General features: G+C 75.5%; 18 protein-coding genes and 1 pseudogene. 6 read left to right on the top strand and 13 right to left on the bottom strand.

What is annotated here, in order from left to right; all coding sequences use genetic code 11:
- Together MNZ27_RS15965 and queD are read right to left on the bottom strand one after the other, a co-directional pair.
- Positions 1-1,053: pseudogene (locus MNZ27_RS15965) on the bottom strand (PD-(D/E)XK nuclease family protein); the annotation flags it as partial.
- A gap of 86 nt (positions 1,054-1,139) precedes the next feature.
- Entirely contained in the window at positions 1,140-1,532 is a 393-nt protein-coding gene (gene queD / locus MNZ27_RS15960; protein WP_242395086.1) for a 6-carboxytetrahydropterin synthase QueD, read from the bottom strand.
- A gap of 95 nt (positions 1,533-1,627) precedes the next feature.
- On the opposite strand from queD, the gene MNZ27_RS15955 reads away from it, so the two are divergent.
- Positions 1,628-2,284: a class I SAM-dependent methyltransferase gene (locus MNZ27_RS15955; RefSeq protein ID WP_242395085.1), complete on the top strand. Its 657-nt coding sequence runs from the start codon at positions 1,628-1,630 to the stop codon at positions 2,282-2,284.
- A gap of 10 nt (positions 2,285-2,294) precedes the next feature.
- On the opposite strand, the gene thiE is transcribed toward MNZ27_RS15955, so the two are convergent.
- A complete protein-coding gene (gene thiE, locus MNZ27_RS15950; RefSeq protein WP_242395084.1) occupies positions 2,295-2,930 on the bottom strand; it encodes a thiamine phosphate synthase in 636 nt (211 codons plus the stop codon).
- Positions 2,931-2,975: 45 nt separating this feature from the next.
- Here thiE and MNZ27_RS15945 point away from each other — a divergent pair, with 45 nt between their 5' ends.
- Complete coding sequence (locus MNZ27_RS15945; RefSeq protein WP_242395083.1) at positions 2,976-3,782, top strand: hypothetical protein; 807 nt, start codon at positions 2,976-2,978, stop codon at positions 3,780-3,782.
- A gap of 30 nt (positions 3,783-3,812) precedes the next feature.
- Here the strand turns inward: MNZ27_RS15945 and MNZ27_RS15940 are convergent, their stop codons facing one another.
- The 3 genes from MNZ27_RS15940 to thiS are packed head-to-tail and all read right to left on the bottom strand — an operon-like array spanning position 3,813 to position 5,191.
- Positions 3,813-4,187: a response regulator gene (locus MNZ27_RS15940; RefSeq protein ID WP_242395082.1), complete on the bottom strand. Its 375-nt coding sequence runs from the start codon at positions 4,185-4,187 to the stop codon at positions 3,813-3,815.
- Between the two features lie 27 nt (positions 4,188-4,214).
- The gene (locus MNZ27_RS15935) at positions 4,215-4,988 is read right to left on the bottom strand and encodes a thiazole synthase (protein WP_242395081.1); all 774 of its coding nucleotides are present in this window, start codon (positions 4,986-4,988) and stop codon (positions 4,215-4,217) included.
- A 2-nt stretch (positions 4,989-4,990) separates the two neighbouring features.
- Positions 4,991-5,191 (bottom strand): sulfur carrier protein ThiS, encoded by a 201-nt coding sequence (thiS, locus tag MNZ27_RS15930; RefSeq protein WP_242395080.1) that lies wholly within the window; start codon positions 5,189-5,191, stop codon positions 4,991-4,993.
- Between the two features lie 114 nt (positions 5,192-5,305).
- On the opposite strand from thiS, the gene MNZ27_RS15925 reads away from it, so the two are divergent.
- Both MNZ27_RS15925 and MNZ27_RS15920 read left to right on the top strand, forming a co-directional pair.
- Positions 5,306-5,962 carry a TVP38/TMEM64 family protein gene (locus MNZ27_RS15925; protein WP_242395079.1) on the top strand — a complete coding sequence of 219 codons (657 nt, stop codon included), beginning with the start codon at positions 5,306-5,308 and terminating at the stop codon, positions 5,960-5,962.
- 9 nt (positions 5,963-5,971) lie between these two features.
- Complete coding sequence (locus MNZ27_RS15920) at positions 5,972-6,739, top strand: YdcF family protein (protein ID WP_242395078.1); 768 nt, start codon at positions 5,972-5,974, stop codon at positions 6,737-6,739.
- A gap of 73 nt (positions 6,740-6,812) precedes the next feature.
- Here the strand turns inward: MNZ27_RS15920 and MNZ27_RS15915 are convergent, their stop codons facing one another.
- A complete protein-coding gene (locus MNZ27_RS15915) occupies positions 6,813-8,231 on the bottom strand; it encodes a S1C family serine protease (RefSeq protein WP_242395077.1) in 1,419 nt (472 codons plus the stop codon).
- A 122-nt stretch (positions 8,232-8,353) separates the two neighbouring features.
- On the opposite strand from MNZ27_RS15915, the gene MNZ27_RS24065 reads away from it, so the two are divergent.
- The gene (locus MNZ27_RS24065; RefSeq protein WP_242395076.1) at positions 8,354-9,445 is read left to right on the top strand and encodes a sensor histidine kinase; all 1,092 of its coding nucleotides are present in this window, start codon (positions 8,354-8,356) and stop codon (positions 9,443-9,445) included.
- A 29-nt stretch (positions 9,446-9,474) separates the two neighbouring features.
- Here MNZ27_RS24065 and MNZ27_RS15905 read toward each other — a convergent pair whose 3' ends face one another.
- From MNZ27_RS15905 to MNZ27_RS15880, 6 genes are all read right to left on the bottom strand, one after another.
- Positions 9,475-10,059, bottom strand: a complete 585-nt coding sequence (locus MNZ27_RS15905; RefSeq protein ID WP_242395075.1) for a phosphorylase family protein — start codon at positions 10,057-10,059, stop codon at positions 9,475-9,477.
- 63 nt (positions 10,060-10,122) lie between these two features.
- Positions 10,123-10,629: a hydrogenase maturation protease gene (locus tag MNZ27_RS15900; RefSeq protein ID WP_242395074.1), complete on the bottom strand. Its 507-nt coding sequence runs from the start codon at positions 10,627-10,629 to the stop codon at positions 10,123-10,125.
- The gene (gene cybH, locus MNZ27_RS15895) at positions 10,607-11,317 is read right to left on the bottom strand and encodes a Ni/Fe-hydrogenase, b-type cytochrome subunit (RefSeq protein WP_242395073.1); all 711 of its coding nucleotides are present in this window, start codon (positions 11,315-11,317) and stop codon (positions 10,607-10,609) included. Before cybH ends, MNZ27_RS15900 begins: the two co-directional genes overlap by 23 nt.
- Before the next feature lie 178 nt (positions 11,318-11,495).
- A complete protein-coding gene (locus tag MNZ27_RS15890) occupies positions 11,496-13,199 on the bottom strand; it encodes a nickel-dependent hydrogenase large subunit (RefSeq protein ID WP_242395072.1) in 1,704 nt (567 codons plus the stop codon).
- Positions 13,196-14,317, bottom strand: coding sequence for a hydrogenase small subunit (locus MNZ27_RS15885; protein WP_242395071.1), 1,122 nt, complete (start codon positions 14,315-14,317; stop codon positions 13,196-13,198). Before MNZ27_RS15885 ends, MNZ27_RS15890 begins: the two co-directional genes overlap by 4 nt.
- Positions 14,318-14,451: 134 nt before the next feature.
- On the bottom strand, positions 14,452-14,874 hold the full coding sequence (locus MNZ27_RS15880) for a universal stress protein (protein ID WP_242395070.1): 423 nt from the start codon (positions 14,872-14,874) through the stop codon (positions 14,452-14,454).
- 313 nt (positions 14,875-15,187) lie between these two features.
- Here MNZ27_RS15880 and MNZ27_RS15875 point away from each other — a divergent pair, with 313 nt between their 5' ends.
- Complete coding sequence (locus MNZ27_RS15875) at positions 15,188-15,403, top strand: (2Fe-2S)-binding protein (RefSeq protein ID WP_242395069.1); 216 nt, start codon at positions 15,188-15,190, stop codon at positions 15,401-15,403.
- Positions 15,404-15,482: the final 79 nt, after the last annotated feature.

Genomic DNA, 15,482 nt, shown 5'->3' with positions numbered 1-15,482 from the left:
CGCCACGCCGAGCGCGTCCTGGACGAGCCGGACCACCGGCACGGCGGCGAGCGGCTCGCCGCGGCCGGCGGCGAACGGGATCCCGAGGTCGCGGAGCGCCCGCGCGAGGGGCGCCGCGTGCCGGCGCGGGGCGGGGGAGACGACCGCGATGTCCTCCGGCGCGTACCCGTCCTCGACGAGCCGCGCGATCACCGCCGCCGCCGCGCCGGGCTCGCCCTCCTCCCCGGCGCCGGCGGCCGCGAGGACGGCCCCGCCGACGTCCGAGGGCCCGACGCGCCTCGCCGCCGTCGCGCTCCCCATGCCGAGGAGCGCCGCCGCGAGCCGCCCGAGGCGCCCGTCCTCCTCGACGTGAGGCAGCACGACCTCGACGTCGCGCCGGGCCGCGACCTCGTGGAGCCCCTCGAGGCGCCGCAGCAGCGGCTCCGCGGGCGCCGAGGCGTCCGGCCGCTCGGGCCAGTACGGCAGGTGCACGCGGGTGCGCCGGGCGCGGGCGGCGAGCGCGGAGACGAGATCCCACTCCGCGGGCGCGAGCGTCGGGATCCCGTCGAGGAGGAGCAGCTCGAGCCCCCCCGCCCCCGCGGGCGCGGCCCCCCGGCGCGCGGGGGCGGCGGCGCCGCGCGCCGCGCCCGCCCGGTCGAGGGCGCCGCGATCCGCGAGCGCGGCCTCGTACGCGTCGAGCGCGGCGGCGAGGGCGCGAAGCCGCTCGGCCGGGGCGCCGCCGAGCTCCTCGGCCGCCGCCCGGGCGTCCGCGCCGCTCACCTCGCCGCGCCGCAGCTCCGCGAGCGACCTGGCGAGCGCCGCTGCGAGCCCGCTCTCCGGGGCGAGCCCGGCGAGCGCTCCACCGGCCACCGCGCCGGCCTCCGCCGCGAGCAGCCGCTCGGCGAGGGGCGTCAGGATGGCGCGCCGATCGCCCGCCGCGGCGACGATCCCGGGCACGATCCGCTCGATGGTGGAGACCGCCGGCCCGAACAGGATCCCGCCCTGCGCGTCGCAGAGGCGGCGCGCCGCGCGCGTGGCCGCGAGCGGCGTGGCGACGAGGCAGAGGGAGGGCACGGCTCCACCCTACCCCGCGCTCCTGACCTCAGCGAACCCGAACCCGAACCCGAACCCGCTTCCCGTGACCCCTGGTCCGGGGGCGCCTACTCCTCGCGGTAGACCGCGAGCGAGCCCTCGTTCTCCCAGACCTCGACCTTCGAGACCACCACCCGGCCGCCCTCGCACGCCGCGAGCCTCCGGCCGACCTCCACGAAGAAGTGGCGGGCGAGCAGCTCGGCGGTGGGGTTCGCCTCGTCGAAGGGCGGGACCTGGTTCACGTGCTGGTGGTCGAACCGGCCGCCCACCTCCGCCACGAGCTTCTGCAGATCGGCGAAGTCGATGACCATGCCGATCGCGTTGAGCTGCGACGCCCGGACGTGGACCCGGACCCGCCAGTTGTGGCCGTGCAACCGCTCGCACTTCCCGCCGTGCAGGCGGATCTGGTGCGCGGCGCTGAAGCCGAAATCCTTCGAGACCTCGAACACGGGACCGCCCATGAGGCGCGCAATATACCCGGGCCCCCCGCGGCGCGCACCCCGGCGCGGCGCCGGGAGGCGCGAAGCGTCGGGCGGGCGGCAGGCTCTCACCCTCCATGACCGAGCACGCGCACGGCGCGCACCACCACGCACACGGGGCCGGCCACGGCGAGGGACACGCCCACGGCTTCGACCAGAACCGCAACCCGGAGGACTTCGCCGCGTACCTCGCGCGGCTCGAGGGCGAGGACCGCGACGCCTGGCAACGGCCGGACGAGGTGGTCGCGGCGCTCGGCCTCGCCCCCGGCCAGATCGCCTGCGACGCGGGCGCGGGGCCGGGGTACTTCGCGGTGCGGCTCGCGCGGGCGGTCGGCCCCGCAGGCCGGGTCTACGCGATCGACGTCGAGCCGCGGATGATCGCCGTCCTGGAGGAGCGCGTCCGGGCGGCGGGCCTGCGGAACGTGACGCCGATCCTGGCGGCGGGCGGCGAGCCGCTGCCCCCGGAGCCGTGTCACGCGATCCTGATCGTGAACACGTACCACCACTTCCCGGACGGCGTGGCGACGCTCCGGCGGCTCGCGGGGCGCCTCGCCCCCGGCGGCCGACTCGTCAACGTGGACTTCCACGCCGGCGAGCTGCCGGTGGGCCCGCCCCCGGAGCACAAGCTCTCCCGCGACGACTTCGTCGCCGCGGCCGAGGCCGCGGGGCTGCGGGTCGTGGACGAGCGGACGTTCCTCCCCTACCAGTACCTCGTCGCCCTCGCGCCGCGCTGACGGCGCGCCTTCACCCGCTCACCCGCGCCGCGCGCGCGGCGGCGAGGAGCTCCCGCACCGCCGCCGCGGGATCGCCCGCCGCGAGCCACGCCCGGATCGCGGCGACGCCCCGCGCGCCCGCGGCGAACGCCTCCGGCGCGTTCGAGGGGTCCACGCCGCCGAGCGCCACGAGCGGCAGCCCGAGCGCGGCCGCCTCGCGGAGCGCCGCGAGCCCCACCGGCGCGCCGTACGCGCGCTTCGAGGGCGTCTCGTGGACGGGGCCGAACGTGGCGAAGCTCGCCCCCCCATCGCGGGCGCGGCGCACGTCGGCGAGGCCGTGACAGGAGACCCCGACGAGGGCGGCGGGGCCGAGCAGTCTCCGCGCCTCCGCCGGCGGCAGGCCCGCCGAGGGCAGGTGAACGCCGTCAGCCCCCGCGGCGAGGGCGATGTCGAGGCGATCGTTGACGAGGAGCCGTTGCCCCCTTGCCCGGCACACCGTGACGAGCGAGCGGGCGAGGGCCAGGAGCGCGGCCCCTGTCAGGTCCTTCTCGCGCAGGTGCACCGCGACCGTCCCGGGCGGGATCCCGGCGAGCGCCGCCGCCACGCGGGCCGGAAGATCCGGCGCCAGGCGGCGATCCGTGACGAGGTGGACAATGGGGACGGCCATCCGTAATCTCGCCTCCCGGCGTCATCCTTGCGCGAGGAGCGGTACGTGTCGAGCGGGCTCCAGTCCTTTCTCGCCTTCCTGGAGGAGCAGAAGGCGAAGCAGGCGTCTCGCTTCCCGACCGTGAAGGCCGAGAAGGTGCTCTCGTTCATGGGGACGACGAGCCTCATCGGGACCTACAACGCGGTCTCCGTGAACCGCGTCCGACGCATCGAGCGCGGCGCGACGAGCCGCGACCTGCGCATCACCCTCGCCGGCCCGATCGCGCGCACGCCCAAGCACGGCGAGTGCGTCACCGTCCACCTGACCCGCGTGGACCAGTACCAGGGGTTCCAGGTGAAGACGAGGGCGCTGGCCGCGAACGCCGCGCTCACGGAGCTCCTCGAGGACTCGGCCGAGGGGCTCGTCGTGAAGGGCTCCTCCATCTTCACGGTCCACCACAGCCCCTACACCCTCAAGTTCTTCGAGAACGTCCCGTTCGAGGAGCTGCAGCAGGTCGTCGGCGGCGTGCCGTACGCGCTCGTCGGGGTCGGCGAGACGGCGAACATCTCGCCGCGGTTCGTCTTCCACCACGAGGTGAACGACGGGAAGCTCGCGCTGTACCACGGCGACGGCCTCGCGCTGAAGACGTACATGAACCTGAAGTCGAACCGCCAGGAGAGCCGGATCGTCGTCGATCTCGACACGTTCCGCGGCTTCGTGCTGCGGGGGACCGTCGAGGAGTTCGCGCCGCACCAGCACCCCGAGGCCTACGACAAGATCTGCCGCGGCTACACCGCGGGGAGCTGGGGGAAGCCGTCCCGCGTCTTCCGGTTCGTCGCGGAGGACGTGACCCCCCTCGCCCCGGTCGGCTGACGGGCGGGGGGGGGCGCGGGCGCGTGGCGCCTACCTACGGGCTCGGCCGCGCGAGATCAGGGTCCGCACCGCCCGGAGGAGCTGCTCCGGCGCCACCGGCTTGGAGAGGAACAGATCGACGTCGAGCGGCTCGCGCCGGCGCCCGGAGAGGACGATCACCGGCACGTCGCGCAGGGCGGGATCTCCCCGGCGCCGCTCGAGGAACTCCCAGCCGTTCATCCCCTCGGTGACCAGGTCGAGGATCACGAGCTGCGGCCGGACCGCCGCGGCGAGCTCGAGCGCCTTGCGCCCCTCGTCCGACGACACGACGCCGAACCCCGCGCTCGAGAGCAGCTCCGCGACGGCGGCCCGCTCGCCCCCGTCGTCCTCGATCAGCAGCACCTTGCGCTTCGGCGCGTCGGCCACGAGCGATCCTCGTCCGGAGGAGAGGGCTCAGGTCCCGATGAGCCCGGTCATCGGCGACGACGCCGACGCGTGCAGCTTCATCGGGATGCGTCCGGCGAGGAACGCCTTCCGCCCGCCCTCGACCCCGGCGCGCATCGCCTCGGCCATGAGGACCGGATCCTTCGCCTCGGCGATGGCGGTGTTCATGAGCACCGCGACGGCCCCGAGCTCCATCGCGAGCGCCGCGTCGCTCGCCGTGCCGACGCCCGCGTCCACGAGGACCGGCACCTTCACGGTTTCCATGATGATCCGGATGTTGAACGGGTTCCGGATCCCGAGCCCCGAGCCGATGGGCGCGCCGGCCGGCATCACCGCCGCGCACCCGACGTCCTCGAGCTTCCGCGCCGTCACCGGGTCGTCGTTCGTGTAGGGGAGGACGGTGAAGCCCTCCTTCACCAGCACCCGGGCCGCCTCGACGAGCGCCTCCACGTCCGGGAAGAGCGTCCGCCGGTCCCCGATGACCTCGAGCTTCACGAGGTCGCCCATGTCGAGCTCGCGGCCGAGGCGCGCCGTCCGGATCGCCTCCTCGGCGGTGAAGCAGGCGGCGGTGTTCGGCAGGAGCTTCATGCCCTTCGGGATCCACTCGAGGAGCGACGCCTCGCCCTTCTTCGAGAGGTCCAGGCGGCGGACCGCCACGGTCACCACCTCGGCGCCGGACGCGGTGAGCGCGCGCTGCATCGTGGGAAAGTCGGCGTACTTGCCGGTCCCCACGAGGAGGCGACTGGTGAAGGTCTGCTTGCCGATGCTCCAGGTGTCCGCCACGACTACCCTCCTCCGACGAACGCGACGATCTCGACCGTGTCGCCCGGGCCGATCTTGTGAGCCTCGTAGCGATCCTTGGTGACGACCGCCTCGTTGACCTCGACCGCGACCCGCGGGGCCTTCACCCCGAGGTGGGCGAGGAGCCTCGCGACGGTCATCCCATCCGGGATCTCCCGGAGCTCTCCGTTCAACCTCACCTGCATGGTGCGAGCGATCTAGCAACGCGGAGGCGACGCCGTCAAACGCCCGCCGCCCGGGACGGCGCCCCCGCGCCGGGCCGCTCGCGCGCCGGGGCGTCCCATGCCACTCTCCGGCGCGTGCGCGTCGCGCTCCCTCGCCGGCTGGTGATCCTCCTCGCGCTCACGGCGGTCGCCGCGCTCGTCGGGCCGCTCCTCCCCGTGCGCGAGTGGGCGCTGCGCCTCGCGGGGGCGACCCGCGAGCTCGGCCTCGCCGCGCCCCTCGCCTTCGCCGCCGCGTACGTCGCGGGGGCCCTCCTCGCCCTCCCCGTCTCCCCGCTCTCGTTCGCCGCGGGCCTCGCCTTCGGCCCGGTCGGCGGGGCCCTCCTGGCCGTGCCCCTCACGACGCTCGGCGCGTCGGCCGCGTTCCTGGCCGGGCGCCGGCTCGGGCGCCCGCCCGGCGGGCCGGGCCTGGCGCTGCCCGCCGGGCTCGAGGACCGCGACGCGTTCCGGCTCGTGCTGCTCCTGCGGCTCGCCCCGGTGACCCCCTTCGCGATGGTGAACTTCGGCTTCGGCGCGACCCGGATGCCGCTCCGCGCGTTCGCCGCCGCGTCGCTCCTCGGCTCGATCCCCTCGATCGCCACGTACGCCGCCCTCGGGGCGCTGGTCTCGTCCCCGTCGTCGGCCACCACCCGCTGGCTCGTGCTCGGCGGGGTCGTCCTCACCGCGATCGCGGCCGCCGGGTGCCTCCGCGTCGCGTCCGCCGCCCGGGGCGGCGTCGCCACGCCGCGGTCGTGAGGTGGACGCGTGTTCGTCGCCCTCTCCAAGATCCTGGACCTCCTCCTCGAGCCGCTCGCCTGGGCGATCGCGCTCGTCCTCGCGAGCGTCGCGCTGCGGGGGCGCCGCCCCCGGCTGTCCGTCGCGCTCTCGCTGCTCTGCGCCGCGGCGCTCGGGGCGTTCTCGCTGGAGCCGGTCTCCCGCCGGCTGCTCGGCGCGCTCGAGGCGAGCGCTCCGGACACGTTCCACCCCGCGGAGCGCTACGACGCCGTGATCGTGCTCGGCGGGATGGTGGACGAGCGGGCGTCCCGCGCGAGTGGCGCGGTGGAGCTCACCGCGGCGGCCGACCGGATCGTCCGGGCCGCCGCGCTCCTCCGCGCCGGCCAGGCCCGGGACGTGCTCCTCTCCGGCGGGCTGGTCTTCCCCGTCGCGGGCGACCAGCCGGAGGCCGATCAGCTCCGGCGCGTCCTCCTCGACGCGGGGATCGCGCCGGAGCGGATCGTGGTCGAGGACCGGAGCCGGAACACGCACGAGAGCGCGGTCGTGGCGGCGCGGATCGTCGCCGAGCGCGGCTGGCGGCGCACCCTCCTCGTGACGAGCGCCGCGCACATGCCGCGCGCCCTCGGGTGCTTCCGCGCGGCCGGGCTCGCGCCCGACGCGCTGCCGGTGGATCGGCGCGCAGGGGACGGGCGCGGCGGGTCGTGGCTGCCGCGGGCGCGCGCGCTCGCCGCCTCGACCGAGGCGCTGCGGGAGTGGGCCGGGCGGGTCGTGTACCGGGTCGCCGGCTGGACGCGCTAGGCGCTCTCCCGCTCCCACCCCGCGCCAGCGCCGAGGAACTCCTCGAGGCCGGCCTCGACCTCCTCCTCGCCCGTCAGGGCTCCAGCTCCACCTCGACCCAGGAGAGCTGCCCGCGGCGCTCCACCCGCAGCGCGGCCGCGCCGCGGTTCGGGAGCGCGCCGATCGCGGTCCGGAGCTCCTGCATCGTCCGGACTGGCGTGAGGTTCACCGCGTGGATGACATCGCCGGGGAGCAGCGGCACCTCGAGCTGCGCGTCGAGCGTGCGCGCCACGACCACGACGCCGTCGGGCTCGCGGAGCCCGGGGAAGAGCGGGCGGGACCGCTCGTCCAGCGCGACGCCCACGATCCCGAGCCGCGAGACGGTGCTCTTCCCGACCTCGGCGAGCGCCGCGAGCCGCTCCTCCGCCGGCGGGGGATCGCGCCCCTTCACGGAGAGCGCCACGGTCGCGCGGCCGCGGCGCACGGTCATCGCCACCGGCTTGCCGGCGGGGTGGACGTACAGCGCCGACGAGAGCGCCGGCATCGTCTCCACCGCCCGCCCGTCCACCGACAGGAGGACGTCCCCGGCCTTCAGGCCCGCGTCCGCCCCGGGCCCCTCCGGCGCGACGTCCGACACCACGATCCCCCAGTCCTGCGGCAGCGCCAGGGCGCTCGCGAGCCCGGGGGTGATCTCCTGCGCGGTCACCCCGACGAGGGTCCGGTGCACGTGCCCGTACCGGCGCAGGTTCTCGTACACGAACTGGACGACCGACGCGGGGATCGCGAAGCCGAGCCCCTCGCTCCCGCCGCTCTGGGAGAGGATCAGGGTGTTGATCCCGACGACGTTCCCCTCCGTGTCCACGAGCGGACCGCCGCTGTTCCCCGGGTTGATGGGCGCGTCGGTCTGGATGTAGAGCATCGGCCGATCGGGCATGGGCTGGCGCGACACCGACGAGATCACCCCCATCGTCACCGTGCTCGCGAGCCCCTGCGGGCTCCCCACCGCGAAGACGAGCTGCCCCGGCCGCGGCTCGCGCGTCCCGAGCGCGAGCGTGGGCAGCCCGGCGGCCTCGATCTTGAGGAGCGCGAGATCGAGGTCCGGCTCGATGCCCACGACCCGCGCGTCGTGGATCCGCTTCACGCGGTGGAGGCGCGGCCCGTCCTCGAGCTGCGGGAGGAGCACCCGGACGCGCTGCGCGCCCTCGACCACGTGGGCGTTCGTCACCACGTAGCCGGACGGATCGACCACGACCCCCGAGCCGACCGCGTGCTGGCGGACGATCACCGAGGCGCCGTCCCCCTCCTCCTCGGCGGGTCCGTAGCCGCTGACCGCCACCTGGACGACCGCGGGCGAGACCTTCGCCACCACGCTCTCGAGCGCGCCGTCGAGGGCGCGCAGGACGCTCGCGCCGGCGATGGGCGCGGCGGGCGGCGCCTTGCCCGCCGGGCGAGCCGAGGCGGGCGCAGAGATCGCCAGGGCGGCGAGGAGGGGGGCGAGCGTCGTCAGGGGCATTCCGTGTCCTCCGGATCGGGGCGGGGGAAGATAACGCGCCCGTCGCGTCAGGGCCCTCCCCAGGGCCGAGTCCCGCTCGAGGAATACCGGCCGGCGCGCGACGTTCCCGCTAAGGTCTCGCCGTGCCGCGCTCTCGATCCGGGTCCCTCCTCGCCGAATACGGCGTCGCGCTCGCGCTCGGGGTCGTCGCCGTCGCGGCGTCGCGGCTCACGGTCCGGCCGTTCGGCGGGGCCTACTTCTACCTCCCGCTCGTCGCCGTGTTCGTCGCCGCGCTGCGCGGCGGGCTCCTGCCGGGGCTCCTCGTGGTGGGCGTCTGCGGGCTCGGGTTCGACTACTTCTTCCTCGGCGTGCCCTACACGTTCGGCGTCTCGACCTCGGAGGAGGCCCACCGGGTCGCCGGGTTCGTGCTGTTCGGAGTCGCGGGCTCGCTCATCGCGGGCCGGTTCCGCGCGGCGCGCGCGAGGGCGGAGCTCGCGCGGAGGGAGGCGGAGGCCGCGTCGGAGGAGGCGCGGCGCATCGGCGCGCAGCAGGAGCGGCTGCTCGCGGTCGTGAGCCACGATCTCCGGAACCCGCTCGGCGCGCTGCGCGTCGGGCTGGCGCTCGTCTCGAAGCTCGGCCCGCTGGGCGAGCGGCAGCGGAAGGTCGTCGAGCGGATGCGCGGCGCGGCCGATCGGATGGAGGGGCTCGTCAGCGGCGTGCTCGACCTCGCGCGGACCCGGCAAGGCGCCCCGCTCGCGGTCTCCCGCGCGCCGGCGCGGCTCGGCGCGATCTGCGCCCGCGTCATCGGCGAGCTCCAGACGGCGTACCCCGAGGCCGAGATCGCGCTGGCGGTGGACGGGGACGACGCGGGCGACCTCGATCCCGATCGCGTCGCGCAGCTCGTCTCGAACCTGGTCGGGAACGCGATCGTCCACGGGGCGCGCGACGCGCCGGTGCAGGTGCGCGTGTCCGGGGTGGAGGGCGCGCTCCGGCTCGAGGTGGAGAACGGCGGCGATCCCATCCCGGGAGAGCTCCTGCCGCGCCTGTTCGAGCCGTTCTGGCGGGGCCGGAGCGACGGCCACGGCCTCGGGCTCGGCCTCTTCATCGTCCGCGAGATCGCGCGGGCCCACGGCGGCCGGATCGCGGTCCGATCGGCGGTCGGCTCGACCGTCTTCGAGGTGTGGCTGCCGCGCCGCGCCGCGCTCGATGTCGCCGGCGAGCCGCCGGCGGCCTGACTTCCTACGGGAGGCATCCCGGCGGAGCACTACCCGAGCACGCCTCGCGCGCGGAGCACCTCGACGAGCGCCCGGCTCGCGGCGGCGTGGTTCGCGCGCCACTCGACGCTCGCGTCCGGGCCGACGCGGTTCGCGACGGCGAGCGCCGCCGCGACCGGGACCCCGGCGGCGTGACAGGCCGCGAACACGCCCGTGACCTCGAGGTGCTCCGCCGCCGCGCGCGCGCCCAGGGCACGCGCGCCCGCCGCCGTGCGCGTGATCGCGGGCGGCACTGCCACCGCGTGCGCGGGCAGCGGCAGCGCCCAGGTGGCGGCCCAGCGGGTCCGCTCGAGCTCGGGGCGGTACGCGCGCCCCTCCACCTCGTCGAGCGAGAGCGCGATGGCCTCGCCGACGGCGAGCAGCGCGCCCGGCGCGAGCCGCTCGTCGTACGCGCCGCACGTGCCCACGAACAGCACGCGCGACGGGGCGTGGCGCGCGAGGAGCCGCGCCGTCTCGACCGCCGCGGTCACCGCGCCGACGCCGGTGCAGCCCGTCACCCACCCCGCGGGCGGCGCCGCGTCGAGCCCGGCGAGCTCGGGCGGGAAGGCGGACAGGAGGAGCGCCGGGGCGGACATGGCCCGATGTATACGGCATCCGCACGCCGAGCGCGCGGGGGCCTCGCCCGGCGGCGTTCCGCGTCAGCGAGCGGATCCCCACGCCCGCGCCGTCGTCACCACCGCGTCCACGAGCGCGGGGAGGGCCGCCTCGACCACCGGCGAGAGCCCGACGCCGAGCTCGAGCGACGCCGGGACGAGCCCGAGGATCGCGAGCCGCTCGGGGGCGCGCCCGCGCAGCCGCGCCGCCCAGAGCAGGTCCCAGACGCCGACCTCGTGCGGCGAGAGCCGCTCCCGGAGCGCCGGGACGACGTCCTCGCCCTCGAGCGCGACCAGCGCGCCGGCGGGGCGAGCGCACCGGACCGCGTCCACGATGATCGCGCGCCGGGCCGCCTCCAGCGTCGGGAGGAGCGCGAGACCGAGCACGCCGCCGTCCTCGAGCCGCACGCCGCGCGGCAGGCCCCGCGCGTGCGCGAGGCGCGCCACCGCCTGGACGCCCAGGCCGTCGTCCCCGCAGAGGACGTTCCCGAGCCCGAGGACGAGCAGCGGGATGCGGCGCGCTTCCCGATCAGGGGCTCGGCGGCGTGGCACGGCGCACCCGAGGGCTCACCACGTCCTCCTCCGGCACGAACTTGTACCCGGAGAAGATCGACTCCATCGTCGCGTTCGCCTCGACCTGCGACATGAGCACGGCGCTGTAGACGTGGTGGACCATGAAGCCGAGCAGGAGCCACATGCCGGCGTGGTGGAGCCAGCGCGCGGTCTGGAGGCCGCCGAGCAGCGGCCCGAGGAAGCCGAAGGCGTGCATCGGCGACCAGTACGGCGCGCTCACGGAGTACATCGCGAACCCGGTCGTGATCATGAGCAGCTCGATCAGGAACACGAGCGTGTAGATCGCGCCCGCGAGCGGGTTGTGGCCGACGTACCCCGGCGGCTTCCGGAGCACGAAGAGGTACCACTCCAGCGTGGGCCCCAGGCCGCGCCAGCGCTCGCGGCGCACGGGGAGGAGCTGATCCCACTGCGCCCACCGGTTGCCGATGAACATCCAGGCGACGCGGCTGGCGAAGGCGAGCGTGAGCGCGATCGCCGCGTACGAGTGGACGGCCTTCACGGTGCCGAGGGGCGCCCATCTCCCCGGCGGGTGGGCTACGACGTAGCCGGTCGCGGAGAGCACCAGGATCGCGCCGACGATCACCCAGTGGGCGACGCGCACCGGCCACTCCCAGACGTACACGCGCGCGAGCTCGGTGGAGCGCTCGATCGGCCTCAGCGGTCTCATGGCGCCACCCGCTTGCGTTGAGCGTCGCGAGGCACACGATGCCGTCGCCGAGCGGGGGCACACGACGACCGAGCAGCGCAGGCGTGCCTGTTGGCACGTCGAGCAGCGCAGGGAGGAGTCTGCCCCGCGCAGGCAGGCAGCGTGCGCCGCAGCAGCTCAAGGCGAGGGGGTGTCGCCGTCATGTTTCGAGCGCCTCTCCGAGGGCGCGCCCGCGCGCGTCCACCACGTGCACCCCGCAGGCGAGGCACGGGTCGAAGGAGTGGACCGTCCGCAGGAGCTCCAGCGGGCGAGCCGGGTCCGCGATGGGCGTCGCGACGAGCGCCTCCTCGTAGGGCCCGCGGTGGCCGGCGGCGTCGCGCGGGCCCGCGTTCCAGGTGGTCGGGACGACGCACTGGTAGTTCGCGATGCGCCGGTCCTCGATGCGGACCCAGTGCCCGAGCGCGCCGCGCGGCGCCTCGTGGAAGCCCGCCCCGCTCGCCCGCGCCGGCCAGCTCGCGGGATCCCAGCGCGCGGTGTCGCAGATGCGCCGGTCGCGGCGGGCCATCGCGTCCGCGAGGGCCTCGACCCACTCCCCCATCTTGTCCACGAGCACCAGCGTCTCCACCGCGCGCGCCGCGGTCCGGCCGAGCGTGGAGAACAGCGCCTCGGGGCCGACCTTCAGCCGTTGCAGGACGCCGTCCACCGCCTTCCGGACGGCCTCGTGGCGCGAGGCGTACGCGACGAGGACGCGCGCGAGCGGGCCGACCTCCATCGGGAGCCCGTCATACCGTGGCGACTTGAGCCAGCTGTACTTCGCGCTCGTGTCGAGCCGCTCGTACGGCGGCCGAGGTCCCGAGTAGACCGGCCGGGTGACGCCCTCGGACGGGTTCAGCGCGCGGGCGCCGGCCGGGTACGCGTACCAGGCGTGCTCGACCTCCTCGGTGATCTTCGCGGGATCGGGGCGCTCGACCTTCGAGAGATCGCGGCCGCGGATCACCCCGGCCGGGAGGTAGAGCGGCGCGTTCGGCCCGTCCGCCTCCGGGTACTCGCCGTACACGAGGTAGTTGCCGACCCCGGCCCCGTGGCCCGCCCAGTCCAGGTAGGCGGCGGCGACCGCGAGGAGGTCGGGGAGGTAGACCTTCGACACGAACTCGCGCGCGCTCGCGACGAGCTTGCGCATCGCCGCGATCGAGCCGGCGTTGAGCGACGCGGCCCGATCCGGGTCCACGGGCGTCGCCATCCCGCCCACGAGGAAGGACTGGAGGTGCGGGTTCTTGCCGCCGAGGATCGCGTGGACGCGGATGAACTCGCGCTGCCAGTCGAGCGCCTCGAGGTAGTGCGCCACCGCCATGAGGTTGGCCTCGGGCGGCAGCCGGTAGGCGGGGTGGCCCCAGTACGCGTTCGCGAACGGACCGAGCTGCTTGCTCTCCGCCAGGGCGCGGAGCCGCGCGCGGACGCCGGCGAAGTACTTCGGGCTCGAGAGCGGCCAGTCCGAGATCGACTGCGCGAGGGTCGCGGCGCGCGCCGGATCGGCGGAGAGCGCCGACACGAGGTCCACCCAGTCGAGCGCGTGCAGGTGGTAGAAGTGGATCACGTGGTCCTGCACGCAGTGCGTGGCCATCACCAGGTTGCGCAGGAGGCGCGCGTTCGGGGGCGGCACCGCGCCGATCGCGGCCTCGACCGCGCGGATCGACGCGATCGCGTGGACGGTGGTGCAGACGCCGCAGATGCGCTGGGTGAACGCCCAGGCGTCCCGCGGATCGCGCCCCTGCAGGACGAGCTCGATCCCGCGGAACATGGGCGCGCTCGACCAGGCGTCGCGGACGCGGCCGCCCTCCACCTCCGCCTCGATGCGCAGGTGGCCCTCGATCCGCGTGATGGGGTCCACGACGACGTGGGTCACGGTCCGTTCCCCTTCCGGTCCGGTGGAGGTACCGACTTCTCCGCGGGCAGCTCGCGCTCCGCCGCGCGCTTCACGTACGAGGTGACGCCGTGGACGGCGAAGCCGGCGGCCACCAGCCCCGTCGCGGCGAGGCCGACGCGGTCGATGTCGGCGCCGATCCCGGGCGTGAGCGGCAGGTGCCCGTAGAACGGCGTCATCCGGTCCCAGAACCGGGGCTCGGCGCAGCCGATGCACCCGTGGCCGCACTGCACCGGCCAGCTCGTGCCCTCGTTCCAGCGGATGGTGGGGCAGTTGTAGAACGTGACCGGCCCCTTGCAGCCCATCTTGAAGAGGCAGTAGCCGTTGCAGTGCCCCTCGTCGCCCCAGGCCTCGGCGAACTCGCCGGCGTTGAAGTGGGCGCGTCGCTCGCACGCATCGTGGAGGAGCTTCCCGTGCGCGAACAGCGGGCGGCGCTCCGCGTCGAGCGGCGGCCACTGCTTGAAGGTGAGGTAGTAGACGATCAGCGCCGTGAGGTTCTCCACGTTCATCGGGCACGCGGTCAGGTTGATCAGGTTCCGCAGCCCGGGGACCGCCTCCCCGACCCCGACGGCGCCCGTGGGGTTCGGCGCGGCCCCGGGGATCCCGCCGTGCGTCGCGCACGTGCCCACCGCGATCGTCGCCGCCGCGCCGCCGCAGACGCGCTTCGCGATGTCCAGCGCGGTCCGCCCGGCGATGCAGCAGTAGACGCCGCCGTCCGCGAGCGGGATCGAGCCCTCGACCACGGCGAGGTACTGGCCGCGCGACTCCGCGACGACGCGCGCGAGCGCCTCCTCCGCCTGCGTGCCTGGCGCCGCCATGATCGTCTCGTGGTAGTCCACCGAGATCGTGTCGAGGATGAGGTTGGCGACCGTCGGCCGGCTCGCGCGCAGGAACGACTCGGTGTTCCCGGCGCAGTCCTGGAACTCGAGCCACACGAGCGTCGGCTTGGGCGCGGTCCGCAGCGCGCCCGCGATCTGGGCGCTCGCGCCGCCCGGCAGCCCGAGGGCCGCGGCCATGGCGCCGCAGAACCGGATGAACTCCCGGCGCGTGACGCCGCGCCGCTCGAGCTCGGCGAGGAGCCCCTGGCGACCTTCGCGCATGCCGGTTCGCCTCCTGTCGGTTGCGCCGATGCTCGCACCTCGGCGCGCGCGCGGAGCGGGTCATGCGGAGCGCTGCGAGGCGGGGGCCCCGGCGGAGAGGCGGGGCCCTCACCCCCCCAGGCGCTGCTCCTCGGCTACTCCCTCCACCCCGGGTGGACGATGAGCACCGGGCAGGCGGCGCTCCGGACGACCCCCGCCGAGACCGAGCCCGTGAGCATCTGCTCGCGATCCACGCGTCCGTGGGTCCCCATCACGATGAGATCGATCCCGTTCGCGCCGGCGTAGTCGATGATCGCGACCTCGGGCAGCCCCGCGACCTCGGCCACCGTCACGCGAGGCGCGCCGAGGCGCCGGGCCTCCTCCTCGAGCGCGGCGAGCGGCGCCTCGTCGGGGGCGGGCGGGAGCTCCTGCGCGATCTTGCTGACGCCGGTCGAGTGCAGCAGCACGAGCTCGGAGCCGAGGCGACGGCACAGGTCCACGGCCACGCGCAGCCCGGTCCGCGCGGGCTCCGAGAAGTCCACCGGGCAGCAGATCTTGTTCCACTCCAGCGTCTTCATGGGCGTCCACCCCTCTCGTCCCCGCGGCCGACGAGGCGTCGTGCCTCCCGCGGTGGCGACATGCTAGACGTGAGCGCGGCGCGCTCGACGGGCCACGCGGGGAGCCCCGAAGGGATCCCGTGGGCGACCGGCGCGGACCCCGCTTCGCGGAGTGGGGCGGCGCTCGAGACGCGCAGCGTCCCCTGTCGCCGCGCGGGGCCCCTTGCCTCCGCCCCTTGCCTCCGACCCTTGCCTTCGCCCCGAGGCCCTGATATTGATAATGCATATCACTTTCGTCTGGCGCCGGGGAGCGGCGCGCATCGGAGAGCACGCCGTGATCGTCTGCTTGTGCAAAGGGGTCACCGACCGGCGGATCCGCCGCGAGGCGGCCGCCGGTCATTCCCTCGACGAGGTGTTCCGGCGCACCGGGGCGGGCTCGGGCTGCGGCTCCTGCCGGCTCGCGGTCGCCCGGATCGTCGCCGAGGCGCGCGCCGCGGCGAAGGGCGCCGAGCGACCGGCCGCGGCGACCGCGAAGCAGGACGCGGCCTGATCGCGACACCGCTCGAGCCGGGTCGTCGCCGTCGTCGCCTGGCCGGGTCGCGCCCCTTCCGGGCCGAGAGGAGTCCCGT

Source organism: Anaeromyxobacter oryzisoli (genome assembly GCF_022690765.1).
Taxonomy (GTDB): Bacteria; Myxococcota; Myxococcia; order Myxococcales; family Anaeromyxobacteraceae; genus Anaeromyxobacter; species Anaeromyxobacter oryzisoli.
Note: the sequence above shows the minus strand (reverse complement) of the source record. Positions and strands in the feature narration are given on the sequence as shown.